Source organism: Streptomyces sp. NPDC028635 (genome assembly GCF_040637635.1).
Classification (GTDB): Bacteria; Actinomycetota; Actinomycetes; order Streptomycetales; family Streptomycetaceae; genus Streptomyces.
In genome coordinates this window covers 166482-182003 of the sequence record NZ_JBEZWX010000011.1, presented here as the reverse complement: position 1 = coordinate 182003, position 15522 = coordinate 166482, and the positions used below count along the sequence as shown (strand labels likewise).

The window sequence follows — 15522 nt, the reverse complement described above, 5'->3', positions numbered from 1 at the left end:
GGCCCGGCGCATGGGCATCGCCGCCACGGCGGTGCTCGCGATGACGGGGGCATCGCCACTGGCGGCACACGCCGCCGCACCCACACGGGAAGCTCACGAGAACACCCTCCCGCCCGGCTGGCGGATCACCGACGAGGGCACCGCACGCCACCTCGTCTGGCGTTCGGCGCCCGAGATACCCATGGGCGACGCCCGCGTCGAGTTCCACGCCGGCGGCAGGCTGCTCGGCGTGCCCGCCGCGGCGCGCGACGGCCACACCTTCCGGCTGGAGCTGGACGCCGGCGACGCCACCCGTCTGACGGACCTTCAGGTATGGGCCGGCGGACGCCGCCTGGACGCCCCCGGCGACAACACCCGTCAGGGCCGCCGTGGCTCGCTCGCCGCCGCGCAACCGCCGGCCCCGCTGCCCGCGGGCGCCGTCGATCCCGGCAAGCCGGGCTCCTACCGCACGGCCACGGGCGAGTACGACCTGCCGTCCGTTCGGCTGCCGGGCTTCAAGGCACCGGTCGAGATGCGCGCCGTCGTCGTGGCGCCGACGGCCGCCCGCGGCCCGCGCCCCCTGGCCCTGTTCCTGCACGGCCGCCACGCCACCTGCTACAAGGGCGCGGACGCGACCGGCGACTGGCCCTGCCCGGCCGGCACCAAGCCCATCCCGAGCTACCGCGGCTATCTGCGCGACCAGCAACTGCTGGCCTCACAGGGCTATGTGACGGTCTCGGTCTCCGCGAACGGCATCAACGGCCAGGACTGGGCGGCCGAGGACGGCGGCGCGCAGGCCCGCTCCTCGCTGGTGCGGCAGCACCTCGCCCGCTGGGCCGACTGGGCCGCCCACCCGGCCGCGGCCCCGGCGGCGGTCCGCAAGATGCCGAAGGCCGACCTGTCGAAGGTCCTGCTCGTCGGGCACTCCCGCGGCGGCGAGGGCGTCAACCGCGCCGCGATGGACAGCCTCTACCCGCCGCCCGCCGCCCAGGACGGCTACCGCGGCCCGGTCCGCTGGCACGTGCGGGGCACGGTCCTGATCGGTCCGACGATCTTCGGCCAGAACCCGGTGCCCGACGTGCCCTCGGCCACTCTTCTGCCGGGCTGCGACGGTGACGTCTCCGACCTGCAGGGCGAGGTCTACGTCGACGGCACGCGCGGGGTCAGCGGCGGCCGCGCGCTGCACAGCGCCGTCTATGTGGAGGGCGCCAACCACAACTTCTTCAACACCGAGTGGACGCCGGGGAAGGCTCAAGCGCCCGCCGAGGACGACTTCTTCGATGACCCGGACCACAAGGACCCGGTGTGCTCGCCGGGCAGCCGCACCCGGCTGACCGCCGACCAGCAGCACCGGGCCGGGTCGACGTACATCGCGACGGCTGCACGGCTCTTCGTCGCCGGGGACGACCGGGCGCGGGAGCTGCTCGACGGCACCGGGCGGCGGGCTCCGTCCGCCGACCCCGCGCGGGTGCTGACCCACGCGGTGGGCGCTCAGCGCGGCGCCGGGTTCCTGCCCGACGGCACGGTGGGTGTGACCGGCGCCCGGCTGTGCTCGGCGGTGGATCCGAGGCCCGCTGTCGCCTGTCTGGGCGAGGACGCCCACGGCGCCTCACCGCACTTCGCCCGGTGGGAGACCGGCCGGGAGACCGGCCGCCGCGCGGTGGCGCTGCGCTGGTCGGCACCGGGAACCCCGGCCCGTGTGCAGCCTGCCGCCCCGCTGTCCCTCACCGGCGCCCCCTCACTGGCGCTGCGTGTGATCGTGCCGCCGAACAGCAGGGGTACGCAGCTCGACGTCGCCGTCACCGACACCCGCGGCCGGCGGGCCGTCCTCGGCCGGGTCACCGCCGACGGACTGCCCGGCAGCGACCGCACCGCCTCCTACTGGGCGCGTGAACTGCGCGTCCCGCTCACCGCCGCGACCCGCGCCGGCCTGGACCTGCGACACGTCAAGTCCCTGGAGCTGACCCCGCGTTCGCGCGCCGGGCAGGCGTGGCTGATGGACGCCTGGGCCTGGCGCCCGGGCACGCCCGCGGTGCGGGAGGCCCCGCTCGCCCGGGTCGACCTCGGCCGGCTGTCGGTCAAGGAGGGCGACTCCGGCGTACGCACCTGCCGGGTGCCGGTGCGGGTGTCCGGGCACGGTGGCGGCCAGGTGCGCGTGTACGTCATGGACCCGGTCACCGGTGAGGCCAGGGACCGGCTGGTGACGGTGCGTCCGGGCCGCGACGACATCGCCGTGGCGGTCCGCGTCGAGGGCAACAAGCGCTTCGCGTACGACGTGACGCACGACGTCGTCGTCAAGGCGGTCCACGGCACGGTCGTCGGATCGCACCGCGGCGGGGTCACCGCGCTGAACGACGACCCGATGCCGAAGGTCTCGGTGACCCCGGTCGCCGACCGGGTGACCGAGGGCCAGGCGCTGCGCTGGAAGGTGACGCTGTCCGAGCCCGCGGACGCCGAGATCGGCGCGTCGTTCTCCGTGGTGCCGGTGACGGGCGGCCCGGAGCTGTCCACCAAGGACGTCGACCCGGCGTGGCTGCGGGAAGCCTCCGGCGCCGAGCCCGACCCGGAGCGGCCGCTGTCCCAGGTCGAGTACCTCGGCGTGTGGGTGTCGGTGCCGGCGGGCACAACGAGCACGGAGGTGTCCGTGCCCACCGTCAAGGACACGGTGTCCGAGCCCGCCGAGTCCGTGCGCCTGGCGGTCACGGACGACTCGGGTGCGCCGCTGCCGGGCGGTCCGGTGCTGACCGGAACGGTCCTGGACGCGTCGTAGCCGACGACAGGCGTCCTGGCCGGCCGCGCGCGGTGCGGCCGGCCAGGGCTCACGGGCGAGGGGTCCGCCCACCGAAGCCGCGGCGGCTCACGCGTTCAGCGTCACCCGGATGCCCACCGTGCCGTCGTGGCCGCGCCGGATGCGGCTGCCGAGGAGGGTGAGACGACCGATGACGCCGTACTTGCGGGCGATCAGCTGCCGGTAGCGGCCCGCGGTCGCCGCGTCCGTGATCTCGGCCGTGCCCGGCACCTGCTCCCCCGTCGGATTGCCGCGGACGTCGCACGGGCCGACCAGGACGTCGGCGCGGGCCCTGATCCGCTTGACCTTGTAGGAGTCGGCGACGGTCCACACCCCGAGGGCATCGCCGTCGCGCACCACCCACACCGGGGTGGGGACGGGCGTGCCGTTGCGGCGGTAACTGGTCAGCAGCAGATAGCTGCCCGCGCCGAGCCGGTCCAAAGGCGTGTCGTCGTCCATGCCGGGCAGTGTAGGGCCGTTCCCCCTGCGGCGGCCGGACCGCGGCCCGCCGCGCTGTCGGGCCGGCGTGATCCCACCGCCGGGGCCCGGGCGGTGCCTTATCGACCAGGCCGGACCGGGGTTCGGGCAGCGAAATCCGCGGAGTGCCAGCGCGGCTGGATTCCGCCGTCTAGATTGCGTGCTGTCCCCGTATCGTCCCCGTTTCTCCAGGAGCCGGCCCGTGACCGACAGCCCGCGCGCGCGTATCGACACCTCCCAGCCGCACACGGCCCGCATTTGGAACTACTGGCTCGGCGGCGGTGACAACTACGACGTCGACCGCGCGGCCGGCGACCAGATCCGCCAACTGCACCCGGGCATCGGCGAGTACGCCCGCGAGGACCGCCTGTTCCTGGGCCGGGCCGTGCGGCACCTGGTCACCGAGGCGGGCATCCGGCAGTTCCTCGACATCGGCACCGGGCTGCCCACCGCGGACAACACCCATCAGGTGGCCCAGCGGCACGCCCCGGACGCCCGGATCGTCTACGTCGACAACGACCCGCTGGTGCTCGCCCACGCGCGCGCCCTGCTGTCGAGCACGCCCGAAGGGGTCACCGACTACCTCGACGAGGATCTGCGCAACGTGGACGCGATCCTCGAACACGCGGCGAAGACCCTGGACTTCACCCAGCCGGTCGGGCTGATGCTGCTCGGCGTGGTCATCTTCGTCGGCGACGAGGAGGACCCGTACGCGCTGGTGCGCCGCCTGCTCGACGCGCTGCCGTCGGGCAGCCACCTGGTGCTGTCGCACACCGTCACCCATCCGGCGATGCCGGACGTGGACGAGGCGGTGAAGTTCTGGAACGAGCACGGCACCCCCAAGCTCACCCAGCGCAGCCCGGAGGCCGTGGCCCGCTTCTTCGACGGGCTGGAGCTGCTGGAGCCGGGCGTGGTGTCGTGTTCGCGCTGGCGTCCCGACACGACCGACGGCACCGAGCCGGCGGAGGTGGCCATGTTCGGCGGAGTGGGCCGCAAGCGCTGAACACCCCCGGGCCCGGCGCCGTATGGACAAGGGGCGCGCGCCGACCGGCGCGCCCCGCGGCCCGCCGGCCGCGCGTTCGGGGTTCGGGAGCCAGGCATCATGAGGCACGCACGACGACGGTTCGTGAGGCGAGCGGCACGGCTGGCGGCCGCCGGTGGGCTTCTGCTCGGCGGCGCCATGGTGACGCAGGCCGTCGCCGACGAACCGCCGGGCCCGCCCACGGCGGCGCGCACGCTCGCACAGCCGGCCGGGGACAGTGCGGCGGGGCTGGTGCGACGGCTGGGCACCGGGCGTACGGCGGGCAGCTGGATCGGCGCCGACGGGCGGCCGGTCGTCGCCGTCACCGACCCGGGCGCGGCGGCCGAGGTGCGGCGTGCGGGAGGCGAGGCGAAGCTGGTCGGGCACAGCATGGAGGAGCTGAAGTCGGCCACGCGTGCGCTGCGTTCGGCGCCACGGGTGCCCGGCACCGCGTGGTCCGTGGACTACCGCACCAACGAGGTCGTGGTGCGCGCCGACCGCAGCGTCTCGGCCGGCGACTGGTCCCGGCTGACCCAAGTGGCCCGCGGTATCGGCGGTTTCGTGCGGATGGAGCGCACGAGCGGGACGTTCACGACCCGGCTGAACGGGGCGCAGCCGATCCTGTCGACGGGCGGGCGCTGCTCGGCGGGGTTCAACGTGACCGATGGGCGGGCCGATTTCATCCTCACGGCCGGGCACTGCGGGCCGAAGGGTTCGGTGTGGTTCGCGGACGCCCGGGCCACACGTCAGGTCGGGCAGAGCGTCGCCTCCGACTTCCCCGGTTCCGACTTCTCCCTGGTGCGCTACGCGAGCGGCCGGGCGGGCGAGGCGGCGGACGTCGTCGCGATCGGCGGTGGCACGGGGGTGCGGATCACGGGTGCGGCGGATCCGGCGGTGGGACAGCGGGTGTTCCGCAGCGGCAGCACCAGCGGACTGCACGACGGGCGGGTGACCGGCCTGGACGCCACCGTGAACTACCCCGAGGGCACGGTCACCGGGCTGATCCAGACCGACGTGTGCGCCGAACCGGGTGACAGCGGCGGCCCGTTGTTCTCCGAGGGGGTCGCGCTCGGGGTGACGTCCGGGGGCAGCGGGGACTGCACCTCGGGCGGGACGACGTTCTTCCAGCCGGTGACGAAGGCGTTGCGCTCGCTGGGGGTGCGGCTGATCGTGTCGGCGCAGGCCGCGCCGGGCAACGGGCCCTCCTCCACGGCGCCTTCACCGGCCCCCGCGGCGGCGTCGCCGGGCTCACCGTCCCCGCTGGGCGGTGGCGCGGACGGCACGACGCTGTTGTCCCGCCTGACGGACACCCGCGCCGTCGGGCCGGGGCTTCTGGTCGTGGCGGGCAGCTTGGTGGCGCTGGTGGCGACCCGCTGGCTGCGGGAGGAACAGGACCGCCGGGCCTTTCGCCGGCACTACTCGACGATGTGGGGCTGAGCCCGGGCCGGCCGGCCTGAACGGCGGCACGGTCGGCCCGGGCTCAGCAGCACCGTGGCCGGGGGTGGCGGACATCACCCACGCGGCCAGTACGGCGAGCAGCAGCCCGTCGGCCTGGCCGAGGAAGGTCACGGCACGGAAGGGGGCTCGGCGGGACAGCAGGCCGCCCGTGATGGGGGTACCCCCTGCTTGAGCGGAGCCGCGCTTGGGGGACGACGATGCCGTAGGCGAGAGCGGAGGTCGGAGCGAGAAGGGCACCCACTGGTCAGCGGGTGCCCTGAGATGATGCCGGGAGGCGCGTCGGGAGGCAGGAGAGGGTCAGGCGGCGCTAGGCCGCGTTGACCGGCCGGTGGGCCGCTGCGGCCCACTCCAGGACGAGGCGCTGGTACTCCTCGCGCTGCTCGCCGGTCAGTGTCCCGCCCGACCGGAGCCACAGGGCCCGGATCTCCTCGTTGACCTCCGCGGCCGATCGCTCGGAGGCGGGTTCAACAGTGGTGGACATGCTGTGAAGCATACGGCGCTGTAGGTGAAGGCGCTGTGAGTAAGCTCGCACAAACGTGACATTCCGGACGTGTCAATGATCACGTCCAAACGGGGCAACGACCGGGGGCGGCCGTCCGCGCGCCGCCCCCGGCGGCGGCCGTCAGGTGCCGGGCTTGCGGCCGTAGATGAAGACGTCGTCACCGTTGCGCAGCAGTGACCAGTACTTCTTCGCGTCGGTCTTGGTCATGTTGACGCAGCCGTGCGAGCCGGGCGGGTTCCACATGCTCACGCCGACGGAGTGGAAGGCCTGCCCGCCGTCGAAGAACTGGCTGTAGGGCATGGACACGTGGTAGAGGCTGGAGACGTGGTCGATGTCACGCCAGTAGATCTTCTTCAGGCCGGTGCGGGTCTCGTAGCCGTCCCGTCCGGTGCGCACCGGGACGGGACCGTAGACGAGCTTCTTGCCGTCCTGGATCCAGCTCAGCTGGAGAGTGAGGTCGACACAGGCGATACGGCCCTTGTTCACCGGGCACTTGCCTGACTTGTTCGGGTTCTTCCCGACGGCCTTCTGCTTGTTCATGAGGTCCATCACGCCCCAGGTGACGGACCCGGCGTAGCCGATGTTCGGCGTGATGCCGTGTCTGGTCTGGAACGCCTGGATGGCCTTGCAGTCGGCGGACGACTGCCGGCCGTCCACCGGGCGGCCGAGGAACTTCTCGACCTGCTTCTGGTACGGGCCGGTGCTGGTGGTGCAACTCGATGCGGCCTGCGCCGGCGCGGCGCCGAGCGCCAGTGTGAGCGGCGCCACCAGTCCGGTGACGCCGAGGGCGACGGCGCCCCGACGGCCTATGTTCCTCATGTCCGGTTTCTCCCTTGCCCGTCCTGCGGTCTCTGCCAGGTAGACAGGCGGGCGGGGGTGTTGGTTGCAGGCACCGGTCAGGCTGTGACGAATCGGTGAACTTCCGGCCCATCGAGCCGGACGGCGGGCAGCCGCCGCCCGAAGGCGACGAGCAGGAGATCCTGCGCGGCGCCACGCAGCGGGCTGCCGCTGCCGTACGACCAGTCGAGGTCGTCGGCGACCAGCCGGACGCCGGTGAGGTCGGCGCCGAAGAAGCGGGCGCCGCGCGGGGAGATCGTCCCGAGGACGATGCGCAGCCGCTCCTCGGGGACCCGGCGACCGAGTCCGAGGGCGACCGTGACGTCGAGGCCGTGCACCACGTCGTGCCCGAGGGCGGCGGCGCGCCCGCCCACCGGTGGCCCCCACGGGTGGCGGGCGTGCGTGCGCAGGAATCCGGCGAGTTCCGCGTCGGTGTGGGCGGCGGCGTCGCGGTGCGCGAGCCGGTCGGTCATGCGGTGCAGGCTGCCGCGCGCGGCGAGCAGCTCCCGCAGGACGCGGGTGCGGGAGTACCGGAAGCCCATCGACATGTGGGCCACCACCTCCCGCACCCGCCAGCCCGCGCACAGGCTGGGCCGCTCCCACTGGTCCGGGGTGAGCGAGCCGAACAGGTCGGCCAGGTCACGGCGTTCGGCGGCGATGGCGTCGTCTGTGGTCCCCATGCGTCCAGGGTCTTGTCCGCGCGACCATAAGTCCAAGAGACGTTTGCTCTGGCATCTAGCATCATCCGTTATGGAGTTGAGGCAGCTGCGCTACTTCGTGACCGTCGTGGAGGAGGGCGGCTTCACCCGGGCCGCCGAGCGGCTGCATCTGGCGCAGCCGGGGCTGAGCGCGCAGATCCGGCGGCTGGAGCGGGAGCTGGGCCATCCGCTGCTGGACCGCTCGGGGCGCGCGGTGCGGCCGACGGAGGCCGGGGAGGCGGTACTGCCGTACGCGCGGGCCGCGCTGGCGGCGGTGGACGGGGTGCGGCAGGCGGTGGAGGAGTTCACCGGGCTGCTGCGCGGCCGGGTCGCGATCGGGATGGTCCCGGGCACGCTCGGGCACACGATGGATCTGATCGGGCTGCTGGCCGCCTTCCACGAGGAGCATCCCCGGGTGGAGATCACGCTCACCGAGGACACCTCCGACCGGATGCTGGAGGCGGTGCGCCGCGGCGAGCTGGACCTCGCGGTCGCGGGGCTCGCCGGGGAGGAACCGCCACCGGGCGTCGGCCATCAGGTGGTCATCGACGAACCGCTCAGCGCGGCCGTCGCCGCGGGACACGAGCTGGCGGCCGCCCACGGGGGCCGCGGTGCCCTGCCGGTCGCCGCGCTCGGCGGGCATCCGCTGATCACCCTGCCGCGCGGCACCGGGGTGCGCGGCGTGCTGGAGCGGTTGTGCGCCCAGGCCGGGTTCCGGCCGCGGGTCGCCTTCGAGGCGGCGACCCCACGGGCGCTGGTCGACCTGGCCGCGCGCGGGCTCGGCGTGGCCGTCCTGCCGGGGCGTCCCGCGGGCGAGGGGCTGCGGGTGTGGCGCGTCGACGATCCGCGGGCGCGCGGCCGGGTGGCGCTGGCCTGGCGGTCGGACGGTCCGGTCTCGCCCGCGGCCCGCGAACTGCTCGGGCGGCTGCGTACGGCCGTGACGCAGGCGAACAGGAGCCGGTCGGAGTCAAGCTGACGTCCCGTCGGATGACGCACGGTCTCCGTCGTGCGCCGCACCGGCCATCCCCGCGGACGGATACGGTGCCGACATGTCGACGTTCATACAGCAACTCCCGGCTCTGCTCGGTGTGGTGATCGGTGCGGTCGGTTCGTATCTGGCGGTCGCGCGGGCGGACCGGGCGCGGTTCCGGCGGGAGCGGGCGGCGCGGTGGGAGGAGCGGCGGCTCGCCGTCTACTCGGACTGGGCCCGCGCGGTGAAGCAGTCGGTCACGCTGACCTACCGGGTCGCCGCCCACTTCGGCAACGACCCGCACCCGCACCCCCTGACACCCGCGGAGGCGGAGCCGCTGCTGGCCGAGGCGGCGCTCGCACGCGACCCCTCCGGGGAGGCTCTCCTCATGCTGGGCAGCACCGGGGTGGTGGAGAAGGCACGCGCGTGGGTCGTCGTCACCCTCGACATGGAGAACTTCGTACGCGCCGGCACCCGGGACCCGGGCGCCTGGCAGATCCTGCTCGACCGGCAGCGCGCCGGCCGCGAGGAGTTCTACGCGGCCGTGCGCGAGGACCTGGCCCTGCCGCCGGGGCACTCGGCGCGCTGGGCGCTGCCGGGCACGCCCACGGGCCGCCCGTAGCAGGGCCGGTGGTGGTCCACGTGAGCGGGGCCGGCCGGGTCAGCGGTAGCCCGTGGTGTCCGCCGGCTTGCCCGCGTCCTGGACCTCGGTCAGGTAGCGCCAGGCGTCCGGGCGGCTGCCGTCGAGGTCGGTGAAGCCGTACACCCGGGCCAGGCCGCCGCTGGACAGGGACCGGCCGTTGAAGCGGGCCACGTCCGGGTCGGCGGCCAGTGCGGCGACCGCGCGGCCGACATAGCGCGGGGTCTCGGAGATCGCGAAGTGCGGCTCGCGGTCGAGGGCGTCGCGCCAGTTGTCCTCGCGCACCCCGAAGTGGTCGAGCATGATCTCCGAGCGCAGCCAGCCGGGGGTGAGGGCCACGGCGGTGGCGCCGCGCGGGCCGAGTTCATGGCCGAGGGAGAAGCCCATGCGCAGCACGGACGCCTTGGCGAGGTCGTAGAAGAGGTTGTTGCGGTAGGTGTCGCGGTTGTAGTCCGCGGTTCCGTCGGTCATCTCGACGACCAGCCCGCCGGGCCGGCGCAGCAGCAGCGGCAGGGCATGGTGGCTGGTGACCAGGTGGGTCTCCACCGCGAGCCGCAGCAGCCGCAGCCCGTTGTCGAGGTCGTGCTCCCAGACGGGCGTGTCCCACTCGAAGAGCGTCTCGCCGCCCCAGATGTCGTTGACGAGGACGTCGAGACGGCCCTGCTCGTCGTCGACGCGGTCGACCACGGCGCGCACCTGCGCGGGGTCCAGGTGGTCGGCGGGTACGGCGATGCCCTTGCCGCCCGCCTCGGTGACCAGGTCGGCGGTGTCCTCGATGGTCTCGGGGCGGTCGTACTCGGACCGCCGGGCCCGGGTGGTGCGACCCGTGACGTACACGGTGGCGCCGGCCGCGCCGAGCTCGACCGCGATCCCGCGGCCCGCGCCGCGTGTCGCCCCGGCGACGAGCGCCACCTTGCCGTCCAGCGGACCTGCCATGTCCGGCCTCCTCTTTCCCTGGGTGAGGTTGTCGTCCCCGAGGGTGCCGTGGAAGCCGGACATCTTCTGTCGGGTTTTACGGCCGGTCACTCGACCGGCCCGCCGGTGTTCAGTGCCCCCGGTCGATCCACTCCGCCAGGTGCGGTGCCTCGGCGCCGATGGTGGTGGCGTCACCGTGCCCGGTGAGCACCTTCGTCTCGGGTGGCAGCTTCAGCAGACGGTCCCGCAGCGAGGTGATGATCGTCGGGAAGTGGGAGTAGGAACGGCCGGTCGCGCCGGGGCCGCCCTGGAAGAGCGTGTCGCCGGTGAAGACGGCGCCGAGGCCCGGGTCGTACAGGCAGACGGCGCCGGGCGCGTGCCCCGGGGTGTGCAGCACGGTCAGATCGGCGCCGGCGGCCTCGATGACCTGCCCGTCGACCAGGTGGGCGTCGGGCTCGCGGCCGGGATGGGTGAGCTGCCACAGGGGCATGTCGTCGGGGTGCAGCCAGATCACGGCACCGGTGCGGTCGGCGAGTTCCGGCGCGGCGTTCACATGGTCGTTGTGGGCGTGGGTGCACACGATCGCGGTGAGGCGGCGGTCGCCGACGGCCGCGGCGATGGCGTCCGCGTCGTGCGCGGCGTCGATGACGATCACCTCGTGGTCGTCGCCGACGATCCACACGTTGTTCTCGACGTCCCAGGTGCCGCCGTCGAGCGTGAACTGCCCCGAGGTGACCAGGCGTTCGATGCGGGCGGTCGTCACAGCGTCACCACCGAGCGCAGTACGTCTCCGTGGTGCATCCGCTCGAACGCCTTCTCCACCTCGTCCAGCCGGACGGTCTCGGTCACGAACGCGTCCAGCGGCAGCCGCCCCTGCAGATGGAGGTCGATCAGCATCGGGAAGTCGCGGGAGGGCAGGCAGTCGCCGTACCAGCTCGACTTCAGCGCGCCGCCCCGGCCGAAGACGTCCAGCAGCGGCAGTTCGAGCTTCATCTCGGGTGTGGGCACCCCGACGAGCACGACGGTACCGGCGAGATCACGGGCGTAGAAGGCCTGGGTGTACGTCTCGGGGCGGCCCACGGCCTCGATGACGACGTCGGCGCCGAAACCGCCGGTCAGTTCGCGCACCGCCTCGACCGGGTCGGTGTCCTTGGAGTTGACGGTGTGGGTGGCGCCCAGGGTGCGGGCGGTGGCGAGCTTGCGGTCGTCGATGTCGACGGCGATGATCCGGCCCGCGCCGGCCAGACGCGCTCCCGCGATCGCCGCACCGCCGACGCCGCCGCAGCCGATCACGGCGACCGAGTCGCCGCGGGTGACGCCGCCGGTGTTGATCGCCGCGCCGATGCCGGCCATCACCCCGCAGCCGAGCAGTCCGGCGACGGCCGGGGAGACGGCCGGGTCGACCTTGGTGCACTGGCCGGCCGCGACGAGGGTCTTCTCGGCGAACGCGCCGATCCCGAGCGCCGGGGAGAGCTCCCGGCCGGTGCCCGCGAGGGTCATCTGCTGCGTGGCGTTGTGCGTGGCGAAGCAGTACCAGGGCCTGCCGCGCAGACAGGCCCGGCACTGCCCGCACACCGCGCGCCAGTTGAGGATCACGAAGTCGCCGGGCGCGACGTCGGTGACGCCGTCGCCGACGGACTCGACGACACCGGCCGCCTCGTGTCCGAGCAGGAAGGGGAAGTCGTCGCTGATGCCGCCCTGCTTGTAGTGCAGGTCGGTGTGGCAGACCCCGCAGGCCTGGACGCGGACCACGGCCTCCCCGGGCCCGGGATCGGGTACGACGATCGTCTCGATGCGCACCGGCTCGTCCCTGCCCGGCGCGATCACGCCGCGTACTTCCTGCGCCATGCTGCTCCATCCTTCCCTAGGCGGGGCATCCGTCCCGGTTCCGACCCTACGCGTGATCAAGGGCCGGGGAGCCGAGGACGGGGACATGCGAAGGGGCCGCCCGTCGGGACGGCCCCGCGCACCGGTCGGGCGGTCTCAGCCGAGCAGGCCGGTCACCGGGGCGACCAGGTCGGTGACCTGGTGGAGTTCGTTCAGCTTGTTCAGGTCGTTGACCTGGTTCAGCCCGGCCAGCTGCTGGGAGACCCGCGGGACCTCGTCCTTGTACTCGGCCGGGATGTCACTGGTGGTGAGCGAGTCGAGCGTGGCGATCGGGTTCAGCTGGTCGGCGCCCAGGACGCCGGCGTTCGCAGCCGGTGCGGTGATGCCGGCGATCCCGGCGGCGAGTGCGGCGGCGGCGACGATACGACGAGTGGAGATCATGTCTTCAGCAACGCCCGGAGGGGCCCGGTGGACACGGGCGCGCCGGGCAGCTCACCCGTCAGGCGGAGCGTCCTGGCTGCGCTTGCCGAGCCCGGCGGGGCGGAGGAGCCTTTGGGGTAGGCCCCGAGCGGCCCGTCCCCTCCTCCTTCGGGCCGCGGCCTGGCAAGGAGGTCACCATGGGCACCACGACACCCACCGGCTTCGACACGGAGACTCTGCGTAGGGGCATCGAGGACCGCACCGCCGAGGCGCTGCTGTCCCTGTACGCGGACGACGCGGAGATCCGTCTCGTCAACCGCAACGCTCAGCCCAGCAACCCGGCGGTGCTGCGCGGCCGGGACCAGATCCGCGAGATGCTCGACGACGTCTGCAGCCGTGACATGACGCACAAGCTGGAACAGTGCGTGGTCCAGGGCGACCACGCGGCCTACTGCGAGTCCTGCGAGTATCCGGACGGCACCCGGGTGCTGTCCGAGTCGATGATCACGCTGACCGACGGCAAGATCTCGGAACAGATCATGGTCGAGGCATGGGACGAGTGACGAGACACGGAAGGTCCGGGTCCGCCCTGGGCTGACCTGGGCCTTCCTCGTGCGGTACCGGGAGCCGGGGCGGCGCACGGGCTCGGTTACCCTGGTCGCGGGCCGTGACTGGCGCTGAGGTGGAGCACCACCGGGGAGCGGTCCCGTGGAGTCGATGCCGTGCGCCTGGGCGATGTCGTACCCGCTCAGGAGTTGCATCGTGACCCAGGCCCGCCTCATGGACGGCACCGCGCTGGCCCGCCGCACCGTCGAGGAGACCGCCAAGCGCGCCGCCGACGTCACCGGGCGCACCGGGACGGCGCCCTGCCTCGCCACGGTGCTCGTCGGCGAGGATCCCGCCTCCGTCACCTATGTGCGGATGAAGCAGAACCGCTGCCGCAAGGCCGGCATCGACTCGCGGCATGTGGCGCTGCCCGCGTCCGTCACGACCGAGGAGCTGGTGGCGACGGTGCGGGCGCTGTCCGCCGACCCGTCCGTGCACGGCATCCTGCTCCAGCACCCGGTGGGGGACCACATCGACGAGCGCGCCGCGTTCGAGGCGATCGCCCAGGAGAAGGACGTCGACGGGGTCACCTTCGCGTCCTTCGCGACGATGAGCTTCGGCCTTCCCGGGTTCGTGTCGTGCACGCCGGGCGGGATCATGCGGCTGCTCGACGAGTACGGCGTCGACCCGTCGGGCAAGCGGGCGGTCGTCGTCGGCCGCAGCGCGATCCTCGGCAAGCCGGTCGGGATGCTGCTGCTCGCCCGGGACGCGACCGTCACCTACTGCCACTCGCGCACCGCGGATCTGCCGGCTGCCGTGCGGGAGGCGGACATCGTCGTCGCCGCCGTGGGCCGGCCCCGGCTGATCCGGGGGCAGGACCTCAAGCCGGGCGCGGTGGTGATCGACGCGGGCTACAACGAGGGCAACGTCGGTGACGTCGATTTCGACTCGGCGGTGGAGCGCGCCTCGCTGATCACCCCGGTGCCGGGCGGGGTCGGCCCCATGACCATCGCCACGCTGCTGGAGCAGACGGTGGACGCGGCGGCCCGGCAGCTCGGGGTGTCGGTGTGACCCGGTAGCGCCGAAGTGGCCGTTTCCCGCGGGTCGTTCCTGTGGAGTCGCGGGATCCTCGCCATACTGCGCTGCGTGCGTGTGGCGATCATGACGGCGGGATCCCGGGGCGACGCGGCCCCCTTCACCGGTCTCGGGCACGCCCTGGCGCGGGCGGGGCACGAGGTCACCCTGGTCACCCATGAGCGGTTCGCGCCGCTCCTGGCGGGCTCGGGGGTGGCGTTCCACGCGCTGCCGGTCGATCCGCGGGCCGAGCTGGAGTCGGCCCGCGGCCGGGGCCTGCACCGCAGCACGACCGGGGTGGGCAAGCTGGTACGGGTGGTGGGGATGGCGCGGGCGCTGGCCGGCCGGATGACCGACGCGCTGCTGGCGGCCGCCGCCGACGCCGATGTGCTCCTCCTCGGCGCCGCGCTCGCCCCGCTGGGGCACGCCGTCGCCGAGGGGCTGGGCCGGCCGAGCCTGGGCCTGCATCTGCAACCGCTGGCCGCCACGCGGGAGTTCGCCCCGCCCCTGCTCACCACCGGCTCCTGGGGCGGCGCCGGGAACCGGATCGCGGGTCTCGGGGTGAACCTCGCCGTGGAGCACGTCTTCGCGTCGGCCGTGCCGGCCGTCCGGGCCCGGCTGGGGCTGCCCGCGCTGCGTCCGGCGGCGGCGCTGCGCGCCCGGGAGCGGCAGCGCTGGCCGGTGCTGCACGGCTTCAGTCCGCTGGTGGTGCCCCGGCCGCGGGACTGGCGCCCGGGCCTGGAGGTGACCGGCTACTGGTGGCCGTACGACGGGGAGCACGAACTCCCCCGGGAAGTACGGGAGTTCCTGGACGCCGGGCCGCCGCCGGTGTTCGTCGGCCTGGGCAGCGCCACCGTGCCCGACGCGGGCGGCGTCAGCGCGGCCGTCGCGGATGCGCTGCGCCGGGCGGGGCTGCGCGGGGTGATCCAGCGCGGCTGGGGCGGGCTCAGCGCCGACGGCGACGACATGCTGCTCGTCGACGAGGTGCCGCACTCGCTGCTGTTCCCGCGGATGGCGGCGGTGGTCCATCACTGCGGCGCCGGTACCACCGCCGCGGGGCTGCGGGCCGGGGTGCCCGCGGTGCCGGTGCCGATCCAGTTCGACGAACGCTTCTGGGCAGGCCGGCTGGTCGCCCTGGGGGTCGCTCCGCGCGTGCTGCCGCTGCGCCGCCTCACCGCCGGCGCGCTGGCCTCCGCGCTCGTGGAGGCGGTCACGGACCCGGCGTACGGGCGGCGGGCCCGGGACCTCGGGAGGCGGATCCGCGCGGAGGACGGCGAGGGGCCGGTCCTGGAGGCGCTGGGGCGGATCGCGGCATAGGTGCGTCCGCACTCTTGCCGGGGTGGGCGACCCTTCCTTACTTTGCAGTAAGT

The 15522-nt window shown here is 73.9% G+C and carries 16 protein-coding genes and 1 riboswitch; of the genes, 8 read left to right on the top strand and 8 right to left on the bottom strand.

The annotated features are described in order from the left end of the window. Window positions 1–40: 40 nt before the first annotated feature. Complete coding sequence (locus AB0E88_RS15250) at window positions 41–2749, top strand: hypothetical protein (protein ID WP_361629933.1); 2709 nt, start codon at window positions 41–43, stop codon at window positions 2747–2749. An 87-nt stretch (window positions 2750–2836) separates the two neighbouring features. Here AB0E88_RS15250 and AB0E88_RS15245 read toward each other — a convergent pair whose 3' ends face one another. Beyond that, complete coding sequence (locus AB0E88_RS15245; RefSeq protein ID WP_361629811.1) at window positions 2837–3226, bottom strand: PPOX class F420-dependent oxidoreductase; 390 nt, start codon at window positions 3224–3226, stop codon at window positions 2837–2839. Between the two features lie 220 nt (window positions 3227–3446). Here AB0E88_RS15245 and AB0E88_RS15240 point away from each other — a divergent pair, with 220 nt between their 5' ends. After that, the gene (locus tag AB0E88_RS15240; RefSeq protein ID WP_361629808.1) at window positions 3447–4247 is read left to right on the top strand and encodes an SAM-dependent methyltransferase; all 801 of its coding nucleotides are present in this window, start codon (window positions 3447–3449) and stop codon (window positions 4245–4247) included. Window positions 4248–4346: 99 nt separating this feature from the next. After that, a complete protein-coding gene (locus tag AB0E88_RS15235; RefSeq protein WP_361629805.1) occupies window positions 4347–5702 on the top strand; it encodes a S1 family peptidase in 1356 nt (451 codons plus the stop codon). Window positions 5703–6030: 328 nt separating this feature from the next. On the opposite strand, the gene AB0E88_RS15230 is transcribed toward AB0E88_RS15235, so the two are convergent. The 3 genes from AB0E88_RS15230 to AB0E88_RS15220 form a co-directional block, all read right to left on the bottom strand. Continuing rightward, a complete protein-coding gene (locus AB0E88_RS15230) occupies window positions 6031–6216 on the bottom strand; it encodes a hypothetical protein (protein WP_103782029.1) in 186 nt (61 codons plus the stop codon). A gap of 129 nt (window positions 6217–6345) precedes the next feature. Continuing rightward, on the bottom strand, window positions 6346–7044 hold the full coding sequence (locus AB0E88_RS15225) for a L,D-transpeptidase (protein WP_361629802.1): 699 nt from the start codon (window positions 7042–7044) through the stop codon (window positions 6346–6348). Between the two features lie 77 nt (window positions 7045–7121). Beyond that, on the bottom strand, window positions 7122–7742 hold the full coding sequence (locus AB0E88_RS15220; protein WP_361629799.1) for a maleylpyruvate isomerase family mycothiol-dependent enzyme: 621 nt from the start codon (window positions 7740–7742) through the stop codon (window positions 7122–7124). Between the two features lie 70 nt (window positions 7743–7812). Between AB0E88_RS15220 and AB0E88_RS15215 the strand changes: the two genes are divergently transcribed. After that, window positions 7813–8736: a LysR substrate-binding domain-containing protein gene (locus AB0E88_RS15215; RefSeq protein ID WP_361629796.1), complete on the top strand. Its 924-nt coding sequence runs from the start codon at window positions 7813–7815 to the stop codon at window positions 8734–8736. Window positions 8737–8809: 73 nt separating this feature from the next. Then, window positions 8810–9352: a hypothetical protein gene (locus tag AB0E88_RS15210; protein WP_361629793.1), complete on the top strand. Its 543-nt coding sequence runs from the start codon at window positions 8810–8812 to the stop codon at window positions 9350–9352. A 39-nt stretch (window positions 9353–9391) separates the two neighbouring features. Here AB0E88_RS15210 and AB0E88_RS15205 read toward each other — a convergent pair whose 3' ends face one another. The 4 genes from AB0E88_RS15205 to AB0E88_RS15190 form a co-directional block, all read right to left on the bottom strand. Beyond that, a complete protein-coding gene (locus AB0E88_RS15205; protein ID WP_361629790.1) occupies window positions 9392–10306 on the bottom strand; it encodes an SDR family oxidoreductase in 915 nt (304 codons plus the stop codon). Window positions 10307–10415: 109 nt separating this feature from the next. Beyond that, complete coding sequence (locus tag AB0E88_RS15200; protein ID WP_361629787.1) at window positions 10416–11048, bottom strand: MBL fold metallo-hydrolase; 633 nt, start codon at window positions 11046–11048, stop codon at window positions 10416–10418. Beyond that, on the bottom strand, window positions 11045–12133 hold the full coding sequence (locus AB0E88_RS15195; protein WP_361629784.1) for an S-(hydroxymethyl)mycothiol dehydrogenase: 1089 nt from the start codon (window positions 12131–12133) through the stop codon (window positions 11045–11047). Before AB0E88_RS15195 ends, AB0E88_RS15200 begins: the two co-directional genes overlap by 4 nt. 135 nt (window positions 12134–12268) lie before the next feature. After that, window positions 12269–12553, bottom strand: coding sequence for a hypothetical protein (locus tag AB0E88_RS15190; RefSeq protein ID WP_361629781.1), 285 nt, complete (start codon window positions 12551–12553; stop codon window positions 12269–12271). 176 nt (window positions 12554–12729) lie between these two features. Between AB0E88_RS15190 and AB0E88_RS15185 the strand changes: the two genes are divergently transcribed. The 3 genes from AB0E88_RS15185 (at window position 12730) to AB0E88_RS15175 (ending at window position 15469) form a co-directional block, all read left to right on the top strand. Further along, on the top strand, window positions 12730–13095 hold the full coding sequence (locus tag AB0E88_RS15185; RefSeq protein ID WP_361629778.1) for a nuclear transport factor 2 family protein: 366 nt from the start codon (window positions 12730–12732) through the stop codon (window positions 13093–13095). Window positions 13096–13189: 94 nt separating this feature from the next. Beyond that, window positions 13190–13273, top strand: a riboswitch (ZMP/ZTP riboswitch). Between the two features lie 21 nt (window positions 13274–13294). Beyond that, window positions 13295–14149 (top strand): bifunctional 5,10-methylenetetrahydrofolate dehydrogenase/5,10-methenyltetrahydrofolate cyclohydrolase, encoded by an 855-nt coding sequence (locus AB0E88_RS15180; protein ID WP_361629775.1) that lies wholly within the window; start codon window positions 13295–13297, stop codon window positions 14147–14149. A 90-nt stretch (window positions 14150–14239) separates the two neighbouring features. After that, window positions 14240–15469, top strand: coding sequence for a glycosyltransferase (locus AB0E88_RS15175; protein WP_361629930.1), 1230 nt, complete (start codon window positions 14240–14242; stop codon window positions 15467–15469). Window positions 15470–15522: the final 53 nt, after the last annotated feature.

Bases quoted from the DNA above. Each gene is read 5' to 3' on its own strand.
- AB0E88_RS15205 (WP_361629790.1), bottom strand. From the start codon at position 10,306: ATGGCAGGTCCGCTGGACGGCAAGGTGGCGCTCGTCGCCGGGGCGACA.
- AB0E88_RS15250 (WP_361629933.1), top strand. From the start codon at position 41: ATGACGGGGGCATCGCCACTGGCGGCACACGCCGCCGCACCCACACGG.
- AB0E88_RS15190 (WP_361629781.1), bottom strand. From the start codon at position 12,553: ATGATCTCCACTCGTCGTATCGTCGCCGCCGCCGCACTCGCCGCCGGG.
- AB0E88_RS15235 (WP_361629805.1), top strand. From the start codon at position 4,347: ATGAGGCACGCACGACGACGGTTCGTGAGGCGAGCGGCACGGCTGGCG.
- AB0E88_RS15210 (WP_361629793.1), top strand. From the start codon at position 8,810: ATGTCGACGTTCATACAGCAACTCCCGGCTCTGCTCGGTGTGGTGATC.
- AB0E88_RS15230 (WP_103782029.1), bottom strand. From the start codon at position 6,216: ATGCTTCACAGCATGTCCACCACTGTTGAACCCGCCTCCGAGCGATCG.
- AB0E88_RS15175 (WP_361629930.1), top strand. From the start codon at position 14,240: ATGACGGCGGGATCCCGGGGCGACGCGGCCCCCTTCACCGGTCTCGGG.
- AB0E88_RS15195 (WP_361629784.1), bottom strand. From the start codon at position 12,133: ATGGCGCAGGAAGTACGCGGCGTGATCGCGCCGGGCAGGGACGAGCCG.
- AB0E88_RS15185 (WP_361629778.1), top strand. From the start codon at position 12,730: ATGGGCACCACGACACCCACCGGCTTCGACACGGAGACTCTGCGTAGG.
- AB0E88_RS15245 (WP_361629811.1), bottom strand. From the start codon at position 3,226: ATGGACGACGACACGCCTTTGGACCGGCTCGGCGCGGGCAGCTATCTG.
- AB0E88_RS15220 (WP_361629799.1), bottom strand. From the start codon at position 7,742: ATGGGGACCACAGACGACGCCATCGCCGCCGAACGCCGTGACCTGGCC.
- AB0E88_RS15225 (WP_361629802.1), bottom strand. From the start codon at position 7,044: ATGAGGAACATAGGCCGTCGGGGCGCCGTCGCCCTCGGCGTCACCGGA.
- AB0E88_RS15215 (WP_361629796.1), top strand. From the start codon at position 7,813: ATGGAGTTGAGGCAGCTGCGCTACTTCGTGACCGTCGTGGAGGAGGGC.